This is a genomic window from Kitasatospora sp. NPDC058063, assembly GCF_042885395.1.
Lineage (GTDB): Bacteria > Actinomycetota > Actinomycetes > Streptomycetales > Streptomycetaceae > Kitasatospora > Kitasatospora lactacystinica.
This window is the reverse complement of sequence record NZ_JBHVSD010000005.1, coordinates 80,552-96,762: the sequence shown is the minus strand read 5'-3', so window position 1 is coordinate 96,762 and position 16,211 is coordinate 80,552. Positions and strand designations below refer to the sequence as shown.

Below are 16,211 nucleotides of genomic sequence, written 5' to 3'. Positions count from 1 at the left end.
TGTGGCGTGCGCTACTGGTGTAGCGCACCGGGGTTGTTCTGGTTCGGCCCTCGGTCATTGAACAAAACGCCGAACAACCGGCGGCCGGTCCGCCGCTGGGCGGACCGGCCGTACCGGCGGTGGCGCCCTGCGGGGCGCGGGCGTCAGTCCAGGGTGCCGAGCGGGATGTCGAGGTAGGACTCGGTGCCCTGGGGCGAGGTGAACTCGATGCTGGTCGGGGTGGAGTTGGCGTCGGCGAAGAACTGGTCGTGGGTGCCGATGACCAGCTGGAGCACCCGGCCCCTGGCCAGGACGTAGTGGGCGGGCTGCAGCGGGAAGGTCACGGTGGTGGCCTGCCCGGCCTGCTTGTTGGTGAGGGTGTACGGGGCGTGGGTGATGATGCGGGCCGTGCCGGTGGCCGGGTCGCAGTCCAGCAGGTAGGCCACGATCGTGGCGTCCATCGCCCGCGGCGTCACCGTCACCCGAAGCTCCAGGTCACCCTGGACGCGCATGGGCTGCTGCAGCGGCGCGGTGGTCCAGATCGCGGCGAGCTCGCGGTCGACCCCGGCGGTCCTGTAGACGTGCGGCATGCCGAGGCGCTCGACCAGCCCGGTCTGGACCAGCTTCGGGGCGACGACGACCGCGGTGTCCCAGCCGGTGGCCCGGACGGAGCGGGACCAGCCCGGCTGCGGCTGTCCCTCGGCCAGTCGCGCGTCGCTCTGGCCCGCGGCCGCACCGGCGAGGTGGAACCGCTTGCGGGGCAGGGCGTAGTCCGCCCAGCTGTCGTGGCGGAGTTCGGACAGGAGGTTGTGCATGTACTCGGAGCGGATGCCGAACTGGGGCGCCGCCCCGTCGCCGACGGTGCCGCCGAGGTGGTGGTCCATCCAGCGGTAGGCCATCTCGGTGGGCTTGGAGATGAGGCCGGTCAGGCCGGGGAGTTCGCCGTTGCCGTGGTCGCCGACCTGGACGAGCAGCGACTTGGGGCCCTGCAGGCCGGTGAAGAGGTCGACGACGGCGGGCACCGAGAAGATCGTCTCGTGCCAGGCGGTGGTCAGCAGGATCGGCGTCCGGGCGTCGTTGAAGGCCTTCAGGTGGTGCCTGGGCGACCGCACCCGGGCGAACTCCCTGACCTCGTCGTCGATGGTGTTGTTGCGGATCTTCTCGATGATCCCGCGGAACTCCTTCGAGCACCGCTCCTCGCCGAACAGCCGCACCAGCGCCTCGAAGGCCTTCAGGTGGCGGGTGCCGTTCTCGTACAGCGAGGCGAACAGGTCGCCCCAGGCGCTGGTGCCGGCCACAGCCTTGACCCGCGGGTCCTTCGCGGCCACCAGCAGGCTGGTTCCGGCGCCGTAGGAGGATCCGAAGAACCCGATCCGGTCCGGGTCGACACCGTCGATCCGGACCAGCGCGTTGATGATCTCGATCCCGTCGGCCACGTCCTGGGGCCCGGCCACGTGGATCTCGCCGCCGGACTCGGCCAGTCCGCGCTGGCTGTAGGCCAGGACGGCGTAGCCGCCGAGGGCCCAGCGCGGGAACATGCCGAGGTAGGCGTTGCGGCCGATCCCGATCAGCGGCGCGGGCATGACGACCGCCGGACAGGTCTGCCCGGGCGCGAGGTGGCGCGGGATGCTCAGCGCCGCGTCGATCACCGTCCCGTCCGCCATGGCGATCGAGAGCTCCCGGTACTCGGCGATCTCCGCGTACGTTTCGTACTCGTCGGCCAGACCCCACTGGTCGAGGCGGCCTATCCGGCGCGGCGACGGGTCCAGCATTCCTTCGCGGATCGCGTCCAGCTTGGCGAGATCCTCGGCGCTGAGCGCGAACGGGGTCTCCGGGGTTCCGTCGATGGACATGGCTGTGCCCGCCTTCCGTGGCAGTGATGCTGACGAGGTGTCAGAGACATGCTCGCCTCGTCGCGATCATCCCTGGGGAAGATCTCCCACCAATCACTCGAACGAGTGATCGGCACTGCCTCCGGGCCGGCCGGGAGGCCCTCCTGACGTACAAGACCCGGGCGACTCCCCCTCCCGTCCGCCCCCGGGGAGCCGACCCTTGACGTGCCGGCTCCCCGGGGCGATCCACGCGCCGGGGCACGGGCCGTTCACCGGGGACGTTCCGTGCCCGATGCGGCGTGGCGGGATCCCGCGTCAGCCCTTCTCGCCGTCGGCCCAGGTGATGTCCATCTGGTCAATGAAGTACCGGCCGTCGAAGCAGAGGAAGACCTTGGACGTGGTGTCCCGGTCCGCGATCCAGTTCTTGTTCCACTGGACGACGGTGCCGGCACCGTCGCGCTTGGGGTAGTAGAGGCCCTCACGGCGTTCGGGCTGGTTGTAGAAGCCGTGCCCGTTGGGCAGCCGGTACGGCGTCCGCACGAGGGAGCCGCTGTAGTCGTCGAAGAGCGCGGCGGGGAAGTTGGTGCGGGCGACGAGCTTCGGCGGGACGTAGTGGACGTCCACCTCCGCGGAGTCCACGTAGCGGGCGGGTTCCCCCTTCAACCGGTGGAAGGCCCTGCGCGCGGCGCCCGCCGTGTCGTAGCTGTCCGTGAAGGTCACGAGACTTCCCTCCCGCCCCTCCTTGTACCAGTCACCCTGGGAGTGCTGGTCGAAGTCGAAGGTCTCGATGCGCGTGCCCGGGGTGAGGAGATCACCGGGGACCTCCCGGAAGCTGGTCTCGTCGAAGATCTGCTCGATGGTTCGCACGTGCTTCTCGAAGCGGCGGGCCGGCACCCGGACCCGTCCCGTTCCCACCGGGAGGTCGGTGACCTTCGGCGCCGGAGCGGGCGCGGGCTCCGGCGCCGGGAAGGGCGCGGGCGCCCAGGCGGTGCAGGACAGGTCCTGGGCCCCGGCGCCCTTCTCCAGCACCAGCGGTCCGCCCGGCCGCTCGGCAGCCGGTTCGGCCAGGCCGAGGAGGCAGTTGGAGGAGTCGTGGAGGGCCATCAGCCGACCGGTGTCACGCTGGACATAGGCCCGCCACGCCTGCCGCCAGTACGAGGAATCGCTGCCGGTGTCGGAGAACTTGGGCCGCAGGGTGACGGCGGCGCCCCGGCTCGATTCCTCGGCGGTCAGGTACAGGCCGGTGGCGACGTGCCGGATCCGGTGGTTGAGCACCCGGAACCGCTCGGCCACCCACTGCTCGCCCTCGCCACCGGTCTCGGGCGCGAGCACCACGGGAGTGCCCTCCGGGCTACCCGCCGGAGCACCGGCCACCAGGCCGGGAATGCGGTGCAGACGGAGCGCGAACATTTCGGCGGGCCAGTCGACCAACATGGAGAACACCTTCTCGTCAAGGAACATGACAGGACGTCACATCATGATCGCCCACTCGGATGCGGTCGCGCCAGGCGCCTCCTGGCCCGCCCGACCGTGCGTCCCGGGGCCGGCAGAGCGGCGCACCGTCCTCGTGGGTACCGTGGATGTGCTGGTCCACCGACCCGTCCGGCTCATCCGACCCGTCCGGCCCGGCCGACCCGGCCCGATCCGACCATCGCGGTTCCGTCCGCAGAAGGGGGAACGAACTCCCATGACCACCACCGTCGCGGCCTACGCCGCACCGGGCCCCAAGGCCCCGCTGGAACGCACCACCATCGAGCGCCGTGCGGTCGGCGAGCACGACCTGCTGATCGACATCGCCTTCGTCGGCATCTGCCACTCCGACATCCACCAGGCCCGCGAGGGCTGGGGCGAGGCGATCTTCCCCATGGTGCCCGGGCACGAGATCGCGGGCGTCGTCACCGGGGCCGGCCCCGGCGTCACGAGGTTCCGGGTCGGCGACCGGGTCGGCGTCGGCTGCATGGTCGACTCCTGCCGCACCTGCGACAACTGCCGGGCCGGCCTGGAGCAGTACTGCGACGACGGCCCGGTGTGGACGTACAACTCCGTCGGCAAGGACGGCCGGCCCACCTACGGCGGCTACGCGAAGAACGTGGTCGTCGACGAGAACTACGTGGTGCGCATCCCGGACGCGCTGCCGCTGGACAAGGCCGCCCCGCTGCTGTGCGCGGGCATCACCACCTACTCCCCGCTGCGGCACTGGAACGTCGGGCCCGGCACGCGGGTCGCCGTCGTCGGCCTCGGCGGGCTCGGCCACATGGGCGTGCAGCTCGCCCATGCGCTCGGGGCCGAGGTCACCGTGCTGTCCCAGTCCCTGCGCAAGAAGGACGACGGCCTGCGGCTGGGCGCCGACCACTACTACGCCACCAGCGACCCGGCGACCTTCCAGAAGCTCGCGGGCACCTTCGACCTCGTCCTCAACACCGTCTCCGCCCCGCTCGACTTCGCCGCCTACTTCTCCCTGCTGCGCACCGACGGGGCCATGGTCAACGTCGGCCTCCCGGAGGAGCCCGTGGAGGTCGACCTCCGGCGGCTGGCCGGCAAGCGCCGCAGCATGAGCTCCTCAGGCATCGGCGGGATCGCCGAGACCCAGGAGATGCTGGACTTCTGCGCCGAGCACGGCGTGGCGGCCGAGATCGAGCTGATCGGCGCCGACCGGATCAACGACGCCTACGAGCGCGTCCTCGCCAGCGACGTCCGCTACCGCTTCGTCATCGACACCGCCACCATCTGACGACCGGCCGGGCCGCGCCCGCGGCCGGCCCGTCCGGTACGTCGACGACCCGCGCCCCGGAGCGGTGCACCGGGGCGCGGGGGCGTCATCCGGGGTATCAACGCCCCTGGAGGCGCTTGACGTTGTCGCCGAAGGACCAGCCCTTCGAGCCGTCCCAGTTGAGCGACCACGTCATGAGCCCCTTCAGCGAACCGCTGAAGGCGTTCCACGACTGGCCGACCAGGCCCGTGTCCATGTAGCCGCCGCCCGCACCGGGCTGGGCCGGCAGGCCGGGCACCTGCTTGTCGTAGGGCACCCGGATGGTGGTGCCCTGGATGGTCAGGCCGTTGTTCAGGCAGGTGGTCTGCGCGGTGAAGCCCTGGACGGTACCGGCCTGGTAGGAGTCGCCGGAGCAGCCGTACATGCTGCCGTTGTAGTACTGCATGTTCAGCCACCACAGCTGCCCGTTGTCGGCGTACTTCTTGACGATCGGCAGGTAGGCGCCCCAGATCGACCCGTAGTTGACGCTTCCGCCGGTGACGTACGCGGTCTCGGGGGCCATCGTCAGGCCGAAGCCCGCGGGCATCTGGGACAGCACGCCGTCGATGATGCGGATCAGGTTGGCCTGGGAGGCGGACAGCGTGTTGATGTTGCCGCTCCCGGACAGGCCGGTCTCGATGTCGATGTCGATTCCGTCGAAGTTGTACTTCTTCAGGATCGGGACGACGGTCGCGACGAACTTGTCGGCGACGGTGCTGGAGCTCAGGTCGATGCCGGCGGCGGCGCCGCCGATCGACATCAGGATCGTCGCCCCGGCCGCCTTGGCCTGGCACATCTCGGCGGGGGTCGAGACCTTGACGTTGGTGTCCATGCCGTCCTGCCACAGGACGGTGCCGTCCGAGAGGATCACCGGGAAGGCGGCGTTGATGACGTTGTAGCCGTGCGCGGCGATCCGGCTGTCCGTGATGGGCGTCCAGCCCATGCCGGGGTGGACTCCGTTCAGGGCGCCGTCCCAGTTCTCCCAGTACCCCTGGAGGACCTTGCCGGACGGCTTGGGCTTCGTGGGGCAGGTGTCGCTCGGCGGTGTGGTGGTGGGCGGCGTGGTGGTGGGCGTCGTCGGCGGCGTGCTGGTGGGCGGCGCGGTGGTCGGCGTCGACGATGTCGGAGGCGCGGTGGTCGGGGTGGTGGCGGTCGGCGAGGGGCTGCTGCCGCCGGGGCCGGTGAGCGACACGTCGTCCGCGTAGAACGCGGGCTGCCCGTACCAGCCGTGCAGGAAGACGGTCACCGAGGTGGTGTTCGCCCCGGTGGTGAAGCCCACGCTGAGCTGGCTGTACGAGGCGCTGTTCGCCGTCCAGGTGGAGGCGTTGGTGACACCGGTGCCGGTGGCGCCCAGGTAGATGTAGCTGCCCTGGACGTAGGCGCTCAGCGTGTACTGGGAGTTGGGCTGCACGCTGATGGTCTGGGTGCACTGGGCGGTGTCCTGGCCGGTCGGCGTGGCCTTGAGCGCGGAGGCGCCGGAGTGGACCGGGCTGCTCACCGCCGCGCCCGCGCCGCCGGAACAGGTCCAGTCGGAAAGCCCGTTCTCGAAGCCGGGGTTGGCGACCAGGTTGGGAGTGGCGGCCCCGGCCGTGACGGTGCCGGCCACGGCGATGCCGGCGCCGATGACGGCCGCGGCGCTCACCCCGGCGAGGAAGCGCTTCAGGACGGTCGGCCCGTGCTCGGGGCGGCCGGTCCGGTGGACCTGTACTGCGCGTTCCACGGTCGCCCGCTCCGGGCGGAATCCGCCCGACGGGCGTGGGGTGCGCGACCTCCGACGAAACATGCTGTGCTCCCTTTCCGCCGAGCGTCATGGACATGACCGACGCGTGGGGGCGTGACGCCCGGCTCTGGGTGAGGTGGGGGAAACATGTGGGGCTGTGCCGGACCGGATCGTAGGAGGGGCGGCAAGGGGAGTCAATAGGTCTGGACCAATTAGGTCTGGACCAATTGCAGGGGCGGGGATCGCCGACCCCGCCATTCGGTGAATGCAACAACCTTTAACAGTAGTACTTTTAATAAGTCGTTATGCGCGTTGCCCTTCCTCAGTCAGGGCCCACCCGCAAGGCTTCGCCTGTCTCCGCCGGAACGCGCGACCCGCGCCGCCGGCACTTCACGGGGGAGGTCCCACGTGCCCAAGGGGCGACACAACAAGCTTCTGCTGAGCACCGTCACACTGACCGCGCTGGGCCTGGCCACCACCCAGGCGCTCGCCGCGCCCTCCGACACTCCCGGTCCGCGCCCGCACCAGGCCCAGCACCAGGCCGAGATCGGCCAGAAGCACGCCAAGAAGGTCAAGACCCGGGCAGCCGCCGGCCCGGCGTTCACCGCCAAGTCCGAGGCCCCCGGGGAGGACGAGGGCGACGAAGCGGAGAACTCCGCCGAGGGCACCGCGCAGTACACCGAGGCCCGCACCGCCCCCGGCCTGATCGCGCCCGGCGCCTACGGCGCGGCCTGGGCCCAGCTGCAGTCGATGCCGCACACCGCCGGCAGCTGGGACCACGTCACCGACAAGCCCTACGACTCCGACGACCCGCGCTACCGGGACGTCAACTCCAACTCCAGCGGCGGCTCCGGCTACGTGACCGGCCGGATCACCGGGCTCGCGGCCGACCAGGACGGCTACGTGTACGCGGGCGGTGCCAACGGCGGCGTCTTCCGCTCCCGCACCGGCGGCGGCCGGTGGCAGTCCATCTCGGACAACCTCCCGTCCCTCTCGACGGGCACCCTCGACCTCGATGGCGGCGGCCGGCTCTGGTACGCCACCGGCGAGTCCAACACCGGCGCGACCTCGTACGTCGGCACCGGCGTGTACGTGCTCCCGGACCCGAAGCGCGGCGAGTTCCAACCCGGCAACCGGGTCGGCGGAGCCGAACTGGAGTCGACCATCATCCACGCGTTGCGCTTCGGCGGCGGCAAGGTGTGGGCGGCCACCAGCCGCGGCGTGTGGAGCCACTCCACGACGGACCTGTCCGGTCCGTGGACTCTGGAGTTCGCGCCCAACCCGGAGTACCTGCCCGGTGGTTCGAAGGCCGGTGACCCGGCCGCGCCGTACAAGAACATCGCCAACGACATCGCGATCGACCCCAAGGACCCGGGCAAGGTGGTCCTCGCCGTCGGCTGGCGCGGCGGCGACAGCTACAACGGCTTCTACGGCAAGGCCGCGGACGGCACCTGGCAGCGCGTCGGCTCGCTCGGCGACCTGCCGACCGACGCCGCGAACGTCGGCAACGTGACCTTCGCCGCCTCGGCCGACGGCTCGCGCTACTACGCCATCGACCAGTCCCCGGAGGTCACGGCGACCGACCCCGACACCGGACTCAAGGGCATCTACGTCTCCAGGTCCGGCTCCCCGTTCGGGCCGTGGACCCGGATCGCGGACAAGGACAAGCTCAAGAACTCCGGCTCCGCGCTCCAGGACGAGGGTTACCAGCCCGGCATCCAGGCCTGGTACAACCAGTTCCTCCAGGTCGACCCGGCCGACCCGGACCACGTCTACGCGGGCCTGGAGGAGGTCCTGGAGACGAAGGACGGCGGCTCCACCTGGACCGTCCCGGGCCCGTACTGGAACTTCGGCTTCCCCTGCTGGAGCATCGACCCGGCCAAGCAGACCGGCGACTGCTCGCAGACCACGCACTCCGACCAGCACGCCGTCGCCTTCGGCACGTACCAGGGCAGGACCAGCGTCTACGTGGGCAACGACGGCGGCGTCTACAGCCGTCCGGTCGCCGGCGCGGCCGACGCCTCCGGCCACGCCACGGACTGGAAGTCCCTGGCCGACGGCACCATGGACACCCTGCAGTACTACTCGGTCGGCGTCGGCAAGGACCCGGCGGACCGCTCGGGCCGGGGCGTGATCGTCAGCGGCGGTCTCCAGGACAACGGCGAGTCCATCCTGCGCGCCCACGACAAGGTGATGGGCTCCAACTTCGGCGGCGACGGCGCCGACACCCTCGTCGACCCGGACAACGGCTGCAACATCGCCGAGGAGTACGTCTACCTCGACGTCTGGGTCACCCAGAACTGCGCCGTCAACAGCGGCGTCTGGAAGACCGACCCGGCCAAGTCCACCTCCTACGAGGTCGCCCCGCCGGACAAGGACACCAGCTCCGCCCGCTTCATCGCGCCGATCACCTCGGACCCCAAGGACGTCAACACCTGGATCGCCGGCGGCCGGCACGTCTGGGTTCAGCACAAGGGCTACGCGATCCGCAGCGGCAGCGAGTGGGCCAACGCCTACGACCTGGGCGCCGGCCACGTCGCCACGGCGGTGGCGACGGTCGACGGCACGGTGTACGCGGGCTGGTGCGGCCCCTGCAACAACGTCGGTTTCAGCCGCGGCATCGCGGTCGGCAAGACCGACGGCACCGGCTGGCACCAACTCGACCTGCCGGTGGACGGCACCCTGCCCAACCGCTACATCTCCTCCTTCGCGGTCGACGAGAGCGACGCCCAGCACGTCTTCGTCGCCTTCAACGGCTTCTCCCGGACCTGGACCGAGGGCCCCGGCGCCGGGGTCGGCCACCTCTTCGAGACCCGCGACGGCGGGGCCACCTGGACCGACGTCTCGGCCAACCTGCCCGACGTCCCCGCGACCTCGGTGAAGATCCTGCCCAACGGCGGCCTCGCCCTCGGCACCGACCTCGCCGCTTTCTACCGCGCCCCCGGCACCACCGACTGGCGCGTCCTCGGTCGCAACCTGCCCACCACCGCGGTGCAGCAGCTGAAGACCGGCCCCGACGGCAGGCTCTACGCCGCCACCTTCGGCCGTGGCATCCGGTCCTTCGACCTGCGCCGCCTGGGCCACGGCCGCTACGACGAGACGGACGGCTGACCTGCTCCGCTCCGCCGAACCCGACCGCACGCCGCCGCCCGGTCCGCTCCGTACGAGCGGGCCGGGCGGCGGCGTGGTGCGACGGCCGTGGTCAGGCCACCGCCGCCCCCGCTACCCGTGCGCCGCGGCGGCGGCCACCGCGAGCGTGGCGACCTGGGGCTTGCGGATGTCGGAGTGCGCACCGGAGAACGGCTCGCCCTCCACGTTGTTGATGACGGCGGCGGCGTTCACCCGGTAGAAGGTCCCGGGCACGAAGGCGTAGTCGATGCCGCCCTCGGCCGGCATCACCCGGTCCCCGGTCGGCGCCACGGCCTGGTACCCGTCCGCGCCCATGCCGTCCCAGCGTCCGGCGACATCGGCCTCGGAGTCCTGGCGGGCGAGGAAGGACGCCTTCGGGTACCACACGCCGACGGCCCAGTCGTGGACGCTGTAGGTGGAGACGAGCGGGCCGTGCACCCGGTCCGCGAAGGCGTTCAGCGCACCCGCACTGCCGAAGGGGTTGTCCTGGGCGTGGGCGAAGCACCAGTGCGAGAACGCCCCCTGGATGAGCAGGAGCGAGGTGACCGGGCTGTCGGCGGGGGCGCCGACGCCGGCCAGGGTGAAGGAGACCAGCCGGGCACCGAAGCTGTGGCCGAGGAGGTGCACCCGCAGGCCGGGCGAGCGGCCGTGCAGGGTGGCCAGCAGCGGCCCCAGGCCGCCCCGGCCGATGTCGCCGGCCCGGGCCTTCATGGTCCCACACCCGCTGCAACTCGCCGGTGCCCGCCCCGGCACCGCCCTCCTCCCGTGCTCGACGACGCCCGTTCGCCCCCACCGGTCCGGCCGTTTCGCCCCCTCTCCCCCAGGACCGGCCGGGCGGCACGCACCGGAACGCGGACGCTCCCGCCGTCGCGAAGGTGACGGCGGGAGCGAAACGGCCACGGGAGTCGCGCAGCAACGGGCACGACGACGCGAGGGCACGAGGGCGCGAGTCCGGTCAGGGCTGCCGACCGGGCCAGGGCATGCCGCTGTCGCCTTCGAGGAGGTGTTCCAGCCGGGTGAGCAGGCCGGCGAGGGCCCGGCGTTCCCCGTCGTCGAGCCCGGCCATCAGCCGCTGTTCCATCAGGCGGTGCCGGGCGATGACCTGGTCGACGAGGCACAGGCCGCGGTCGGTGAGCCTGAGGTGGATGATCCGGCGGTCGCGTTCGTCGCGCTCGCGGGCGATCAGGCCCTTGCGTTCCAGCTGGTCCGCGCGGGCCGTCATGCCGGAGCCGGTGACCATCTCGCCGGCGGCCAGTTGTCCGGTGGTCAGGCGGTGGGAGGGCCCGGCCCGGCGCAGGACCGCGAGGACGTGGAAGTGGGCGACGGTGAGCCCGTTCTCCTTGAGGGCGGGCGCCAGGTGCCCTTTCCAGAGCGCGATGATGCGGTACATGCGGTCGAGTGGCCGTACGGGCGGGGCCGACGGGGGCGGGGGTGCGGGCGCGTCCTGGGACATGGCGGTTCTCCCGGTGGTGCTGGTTCGTCGGTTCGCCGGTTCGCCGGTTCATCGGTTCGCGGGGTCGTGGGGTCGCCGCCGGCGGCTGTCTCCGAGGCGGCGCCCGGCGGACCGGCGGTCATGGCGCGGGTCCGGTGCCGACCCGGGGAGGGCCGGCGCCGGACCCGTCACGGGCGGGTCACCCGGCCGCCGGGGCCGGCTGCGGCGCGCGGGCGGGGCTGCGGTGCAGCCCCTTGCGGTCGTAGAGGCGGGTGACGGCGAGGCCGAGGGCGACGGAGATCGCGAAGCCGATGCCGACCATGGCCCAGGCCCGGCCGAGTCCGGCGTCGGCCTGCGCGCCGAAGTAGAGGATGGAGCGGACTCCGTCGACCACCTGGCGGAAGGGCTCGAAGTCGGCCAGGAACCGGTAGAAGTCCGGCAGCGCCTGCAGCGGGATGGTGGCGCCGGCGGACGGGATCGCCAGGCCGACCAGCACCAGCATGGACACGATCGGGCCCGGGGTGCCGAAGGCGGCGAGCAGGGCCAGCCCGGTGATGCCCATCGCGGCCGTGGCGCAGGTCCCGAAGAGCCACAGCAGGGGCAGGTGGGAGGCGTCGATGCCGATGACGCCGACGGCGGCGGCCATCGCGAGGGCCGAGGTCAGCGCGGAGAGGACGACCATGAGCACCGAGGCGACCGCGAAGTGGCGGGTCCGGCTGATGTGCTGGGCGGGTGCCGTGCTGCGGAACGGGCCCTTCTCGCTGGAGATGTAGCCGAGCGCCGTGTCCACCTGGGTGTGGATCACGTTGGCGCCGAGCATGCCGCCCAGGACCAGGACGAGGGTGTAGAAGAAGGCGCTCAGGCCGAGTCCGCTGTGGTGGCCGAGCGGGTGGCCCTCCTGGATCACGGCCTTGACCGGGTCGGTGACCATCAGCTGGGCGGCGGCGCCCGGCGCGGCCTGGTGCGCCGCGGAACCGTCCGCCGCGGGCGCGCCCGCCTGGTGCGCGGCCTGCTGCTTCGCGAGTTGCTCGGTGAGCTGGTGGCCGAGCTGGACGGACGTGGCCTGGACGACGTTGCGGTTGATCTCCGTGGCCATGGAGGAGCCGAAGCTTCCGGCCGCGGGGTTGGTCAGCACCGTGATGGTCGGGGGGTGCGGGTCGTGCTGGGCCGGTCCGGCGAGTGCGGCGACCGTGGCGGAGAAGTCGTCCGGGATGACGAGCGCCCCGAACACCTTGTCCTTGCCCAGGAGGTCGTCGGCGGTGGCGCGGTCGACCTGCTTCCAGGAGACCTTGCCCTTCAGGTCGTCGGCCCCGGTGACCTGCGCGACGATCTGCGCGCCCAGGTCGATCCGCTGGCCGGCCACCTGGGTGCCGCGGTCCGCGTTGACCAGCGCGATCGGCATGTCCTTCGTCGAGCCGACCGGGTCGTTGTTGGCCCCCAGGTAGAGCAGGGACAGGACGAACGACAGCAAGCCGAGGATCACCGCCGACGGCAGCCACAGGCTCTTCCTGCGCAGCAGTCCGCGGGCACTCACGTTCACGGCACGGCTCGGCTCAGACATCACTCCTCCCGGAGTTCCGGGGCGGGGCAGGGGTCGTGGCGTGGCGCCCGGTTCCGGTGGGGCTTGGGGCTGGCATGGTGCTCCGGTTGCGGTATCGCGCCGTGACGGCGCTCCAGGTAGGGACGAACAGCCGGTTCCCGGCGTTGTGGCTGTTCAAAAGCCCAACTGGAACCTTCACTATCCAGCCCGATAGTGGCACTATCAGTGAACGGAGTCCATTCGACGGCCTGCGAGACTGATCACAGACACCGAGTCCGAGCGAGAGCGCGCATGAAGATCTCCGACCTGAGCCGGCAGTCCGGGACACCGGTCGCCACCATCAAGTACTACGTACGCGAGGGCCTGCTGCCGCCCGGACGGCCGCTCGGCGCCACGCTCACGCTCTACGGCGACGAACACGTCCAGCGACTGCGGCTGATCCGCGCCCTGACCGCCCGCGGCGGCCTGTCCATCGCCGCCACCCGCGACGTCCTCGCCGCACTCGACGAGCCCCTCGACCCGCTCGCCAGGCTCGGAGTCGTCCACTACGCCCTGCCCACCCCCGTGGACGCCGCCGAGACGGAGGCGGTGGACCAGCAGGCGCACCGGGTCGACGAACTGCTCGCCGCCATGGGCTGGGCCGTCTCCGGGGACTCGCCGCACCGCCGGGCCCTCGCCGCGAGCCTGATGGACCTCGACCGCCTCGGCGTCAGCTACCGCACCGAGGACCTCCTCCCCTACGCCGAGGTCGCCGCCACCGCCGCACGCCTCGACCTCGACCAGCTCGAAGGCATCAAGGACCCCCTGCGGCTCGCCGAGCACGCCGCCATCGTCGTCCTCCTCCTCGAACCGGTCCTCGCCGTCCTGCGCCGCCTCGCCCAGGAACACGAATCCCAGCGCCGCACCGCCTGGGCCCGCACCACCGAGAAGCCCGAGGAGAGCGAGAAGCCGGGGAAGAGCGGCTGAGCGAGGGCGCCGATGCGGCCCGGCCCGTTGCTGTACCGTCCATCCATGATCGGCTCCGCGCTGGTGCGCCTGGCGACCTTCAACGTCCTGCACGGGCAGCGGTTCCCGGCCGACGGCCACCCGCCGACGACGGCCTCCGGCGACGCCACCGCGCGCCCGCTCGTCGACGCCGTCGCGTCGCTGGACGCCGAGGTGGTGGCGCTGCAGGAGCTCGACCGCTTCCAGCAGCGGTCGGGCCGGGTGGACCAGGCGCGGGCGGTCGCCGAGGCGACCGGTGCCGCGGACTGGCGCTACGCCTCGGCCTTCCACGCCCGGGCCCTGCCGGGCCGGACCTGGGTCCGCGACCGGTCCGAACCGGGGCTGCGGGTGTACGGTCCGCCGGGCGCGGGCCACGACGGCGAGGTTCCCTCGCACGGCATCGCGCTGCTGTCCAGGCTGCCGGTCCTAGGCTGGCGGGCCCGTCGGTTCGGCGCGCCGCCCCTCGCCGTCCCGCTGCGCCTTCCCGGGCGGGCGGGCCTCACGGTGATCCGCGACCATCCGCGCGTGGCCCTGGCCGCCGTCCTGCAGGGGCGGCGCGGCCCGTTCACCGCGGTGGCACTGCACCTGTCGTTCGTCCCGGGGTGGAACGTCGGCCAACTGCTCGCCGTGCACCGCTGGATCGCCGACCTTCCCCGGCCGCACGTCCTGCTGGGCGACTTCAACATCGTCGGCACGATTCCCGCCCTCGCGCTCGGCGCGGCCGAGCTCCTCTCCCCTTCGGGGTCCTCGAAGCCCCGGCCGATCGGCCCGCCGTCCCGCTCCGGCTGGCGTCAACCGGCCCGGGTCCGGACCTTTCCGTCGCACCGCCCCCTGGTGCAGCTCGACCACGTCCTCGCAGCCGGGCTCGAACCGCACCGGGCGGCTTCGGTGCGGGCGCCCAGGACGCCGATCTCGGACCACCGGCCCCTGGTGGTCGAACTGCCGCTGTAGGGCGGGCCCGTCCTCCCGTCGGGTGGGAGGACGGGCCCGACCGGTCAGCGGCGGGTCAGCGGTGGGGTCACCAGCTGGTCACCGGCGAACGGTGCCGGGCCTGGCCGGGTGCGGTGACGACGACCGGCCCGGTACTGGAAGGAACGGTGCCGGGCCGGACGGCGAGGCCGCCCGCGACGGCGTACATCGCCTCGTCGAAGGCCTGGCCGCCGGTCGGCGTCCTGCCGACCGCGAAGACGGCCACGGCCCTGCCGTGGAGGACGGACGTGGAGAGGTAGTCACCGACCATGCCGCCCCCGCTCGTGGCGGCGATCCGGGACACCGACATCGGGCCGGCGACGGTCCGCGGCGCGCTCCAGGTGGCGCCCCCGTTGGTGGAGGAGACGAAGCCGACCTCCAGCTCGCAGGTGTCGGCGGTGCAGTCGGCGTTCGGGTAGAAGTAGTAGTACAGCCCGAGCCTGGCGGTGCGACCGGCGGTGGTGCGGTCGACGCCGAGGCCGGGGATGAAGTGGTCGACACCGCTGGTGGTGGGGTCGATCGGCACCCGGGTCACGGCGGACCAGGTGGTGCCGTCGGCCGAGCTCGCGTAGACGATGTCGTTGGCCGCGCAGCCGGCCCGGAAGCGGCAGTCCTGCCAGGCGACGTAGACCCTGCCGTCGGCGTCGATCTCCGCCGAGGGCAGGCCCTCGCCGTCGCGCAGCCCGCCCGCGACCTCGTGCGCGACGACGTCGGCGACCAGGACCGTGGAGCTCCAGGACCTGCCGCCGTCGGTGGAGGTGAAGGAGCGGATCGAGGTGGTGTCGGTCGAGAAGGGGACCACGACCGTCCCGTCGGGCCGCACCAGCGGCTGGCCGCCGAGGCCCAGGTTGACGCCGGACGGGCCGGTCGGGGCGGACCAGGTGGCGCCGCCGTCCCGGGAGGCGGACATGACCATCAGGTTGTCGGAGGAGGGGATGTCGACCTCGACGTAGCAGGTGCCGAAGTACGGGCTGGTCGGAGTGTTGTCGCAGACGATCCACTCCTTGTCGTAGGCCTGGCCGTCGTGGCCGACCGCCCGCACCGGGTCCTGCCAGTGCAGGCCGTCGGCGGAGCGGCTGACGGTCACACCCACCGGATTACGTCCCGAGTCGATGACCAGGCCGGCCACCATCCAGGTGCCGTGCCTGGCGTCGTAGGCGACCGCGGGGTCGGAGGCGCGGGCCCAACTGCCGCCTCCCCAGTGGGTGGTGAGGCCGGGCAGCATGCCGCTCCGCCAGCTGCGCCCGCCGTCCGGCGAGGTGTTCCAGCCGAGGCCGGCCGCCCCGCCGTCGGTGAACCGCCCCACCTGGGCGGCGGAGACGATCGTGCCGCCGTAGGCGAAGGTGTCGGGCTCCACCTCGGTGGCGTACTGGCTGCCGGCGCTGGTGAACGGGTCGCTGCTCACCCGGACCAGGCTCGGTCCGCCGCCGTCGACGGTCGGGGCGATCGGGTCGGCGCCGGACGTGGCGGCGCCGGCGGCGCGGGCCGGCGCCGCGGACGCGCCGGCCGGGCTCGCGTTCCAGGCCGCGCCGGCCAGGACGAGGGCGGCCGCCGCGACGGCGGCGAACGGCCTGCGCCAGGGGGTGGGGGTGCGCGGGTGCTTCATCCGAAGCTCCTTCGCGTGAGGGGTGGTTCGGACGACCCGGCGGGCGCGGCATACCGCACCTCGTGGTCCTTGCCCTTGCCCCGGTGCGCGGGCTCGGGCGCGATGTCGGCGGCGGCCGCCGGGCCCCTCGGCGAGTGGGGTGTCGTGATGGCCGGCGGCGCGGGAGTCGGCGGACCGCGCGAGCGCGGCGATCAGTCCTCTTCCCAGGGGGGAGCGTGACACGGAACGTCCCTCCGACCGCCGGGGATCCCGGCAGGCGCAAGGGTGAAGG

Annotated in this window: 10 protein-coding genes and 2 pseudogenes; 4 read left to right on the top strand and 8 right to left on the bottom strand. The window is 72.4% G+C overall.

Annotated features, from left to right (window positions below; translation table 11 throughout):
* Positions 1-143: 143 nt before the first annotated feature.
* Together ACFVUY_RS10335 and ACFVUY_RS10330 are read right to left on the bottom strand one after the other, a co-directional pair.
* Positions 144-1,832: a CocE/NonD family hydrolase gene (locus tag ACFVUY_RS10335; RefSeq protein ID WP_387728890.1), complete on the bottom strand. Its 1,689-nt coding sequence runs from the start codon at positions 1,830-1,832 to the stop codon at positions 144-146.
* 294 nt (positions 1,833-2,126) lie between these two features.
* Complete coding sequence (locus tag ACFVUY_RS10330; protein ID WP_387728888.1) at positions 2,127-3,272, bottom strand: RICIN domain-containing protein; 1,146 nt, start codon at positions 3,270-3,272, stop codon at positions 2,127-2,129.
* A 226-nt stretch (positions 3,273-3,498) separates the two neighbouring features.
* Here ACFVUY_RS10330 and ACFVUY_RS10325 point away from each other — a divergent pair, with 226 nt between their 5' ends.
* Positions 3,499-4,542 (top strand): NAD(P)-dependent alcohol dehydrogenase, encoded by a 1,044-nt coding sequence (locus tag ACFVUY_RS10325; RefSeq protein ID WP_387728886.1) that lies wholly within the window; start codon positions 3,499-3,501, stop codon positions 4,540-4,542.
* 97 nt (positions 4,543-4,639) lie between these two features.
* Here the strand turns inward: ACFVUY_RS10325 and ACFVUY_RS10320 are convergent.
* Together ACFVUY_RS10320 and ACFVUY_RS10315 are read right to left on the bottom strand one after the other, a co-directional pair.
* Positions 4,640-5,599: pseudogene (locus tag ACFVUY_RS10320) on the bottom strand (chitinase); the annotation flags it as partial.
* 195 nt (positions 5,600-5,794) lie between these two features.
* A pseudogene (locus tag ACFVUY_RS10315) lies at positions 5,795-6,343 on the bottom strand (carbohydrate binding domain-containing protein); the annotation flags it as partial.
* 345 nt (positions 6,344-6,688) lie between these two features.
* Between ACFVUY_RS10315 and ACFVUY_RS10310 the strand changes: the two are divergent.
* Entirely contained in the window at positions 6,689-9,391 is a 2,703-nt protein-coding gene (locus tag ACFVUY_RS10310) for a glycosyl hydrolase (protein WP_387728883.1), read from the top strand.
* 111 nt (positions 9,392-9,502) lie between these two features.
* Here ACFVUY_RS10310 and ACFVUY_RS10305 read toward each other — a convergent pair whose 3' ends face one another.
* The 3 genes from ACFVUY_RS10305 to ACFVUY_RS10295 all read right to left on the bottom strand — a co-directional run bounded on the left by ACFVUY_RS10305 (position 9,503) and on the right by ACFVUY_RS10295 (position 12,402).
* Positions 9,503-10,120: a hypothetical protein gene (locus ACFVUY_RS10305; RefSeq protein WP_387728881.1), complete on the bottom strand. Its 618-nt coding sequence runs from the start codon at positions 10,118-10,120 to the stop codon at positions 9,503-9,505.
* A gap of 244 nt (positions 10,121-10,364) precedes the next feature.
* Positions 10,365-10,799: a MarR family winged helix-turn-helix transcriptional regulator gene (locus tag ACFVUY_RS10300; protein WP_387728880.1), complete on the bottom strand. Its 435-nt coding sequence runs from the start codon at positions 10,797-10,799 to the stop codon at positions 10,365-10,367.
* A 241-nt stretch (positions 10,800-11,040) separates the two neighbouring features.
* The gene (locus ACFVUY_RS10295) at positions 11,041-12,402 is read right to left on the bottom strand and encodes a DUF3533 domain-containing protein (RefSeq protein WP_387728877.1); all 1,362 of its coding nucleotides are present in this window, start codon (positions 12,400-12,402) and stop codon (positions 11,041-11,043) included.
* 270 nt (positions 12,403-12,672) lie between these two features.
* Between ACFVUY_RS10295 and ACFVUY_RS10290 the strand changes: the two genes are divergently transcribed.
* A complete protein-coding gene (locus tag ACFVUY_RS10290) occupies positions 12,673-13,347 on the top strand; it encodes a MerR family transcriptional regulator (protein WP_387684564.1) in 675 nt (224 codons plus the stop codon).
* 45 nt (positions 13,348-13,392) lie between these two features.
* Positions 13,393-14,316, top strand: coding sequence for an endonuclease/exonuclease/phosphatase family protein (locus ACFVUY_RS10285; RefSeq protein WP_387728875.1), 924 nt, complete (start codon positions 13,393-13,395; stop codon positions 14,314-14,316).
* 67 nt (positions 14,317-14,383) lie between these two features.
* Here ACFVUY_RS10285 and ACFVUY_RS10280 read toward each other — a convergent pair whose 3' ends face one another.
* Positions 14,384-15,940, bottom strand: coding sequence for a sialidase family protein (locus tag ACFVUY_RS10280; RefSeq protein ID WP_387728872.1), 1,557 nt, complete (start codon positions 15,938-15,940; stop codon positions 14,384-14,386).
* Positions 15,941-16,211 lie beyond the last annotated feature (271 nt).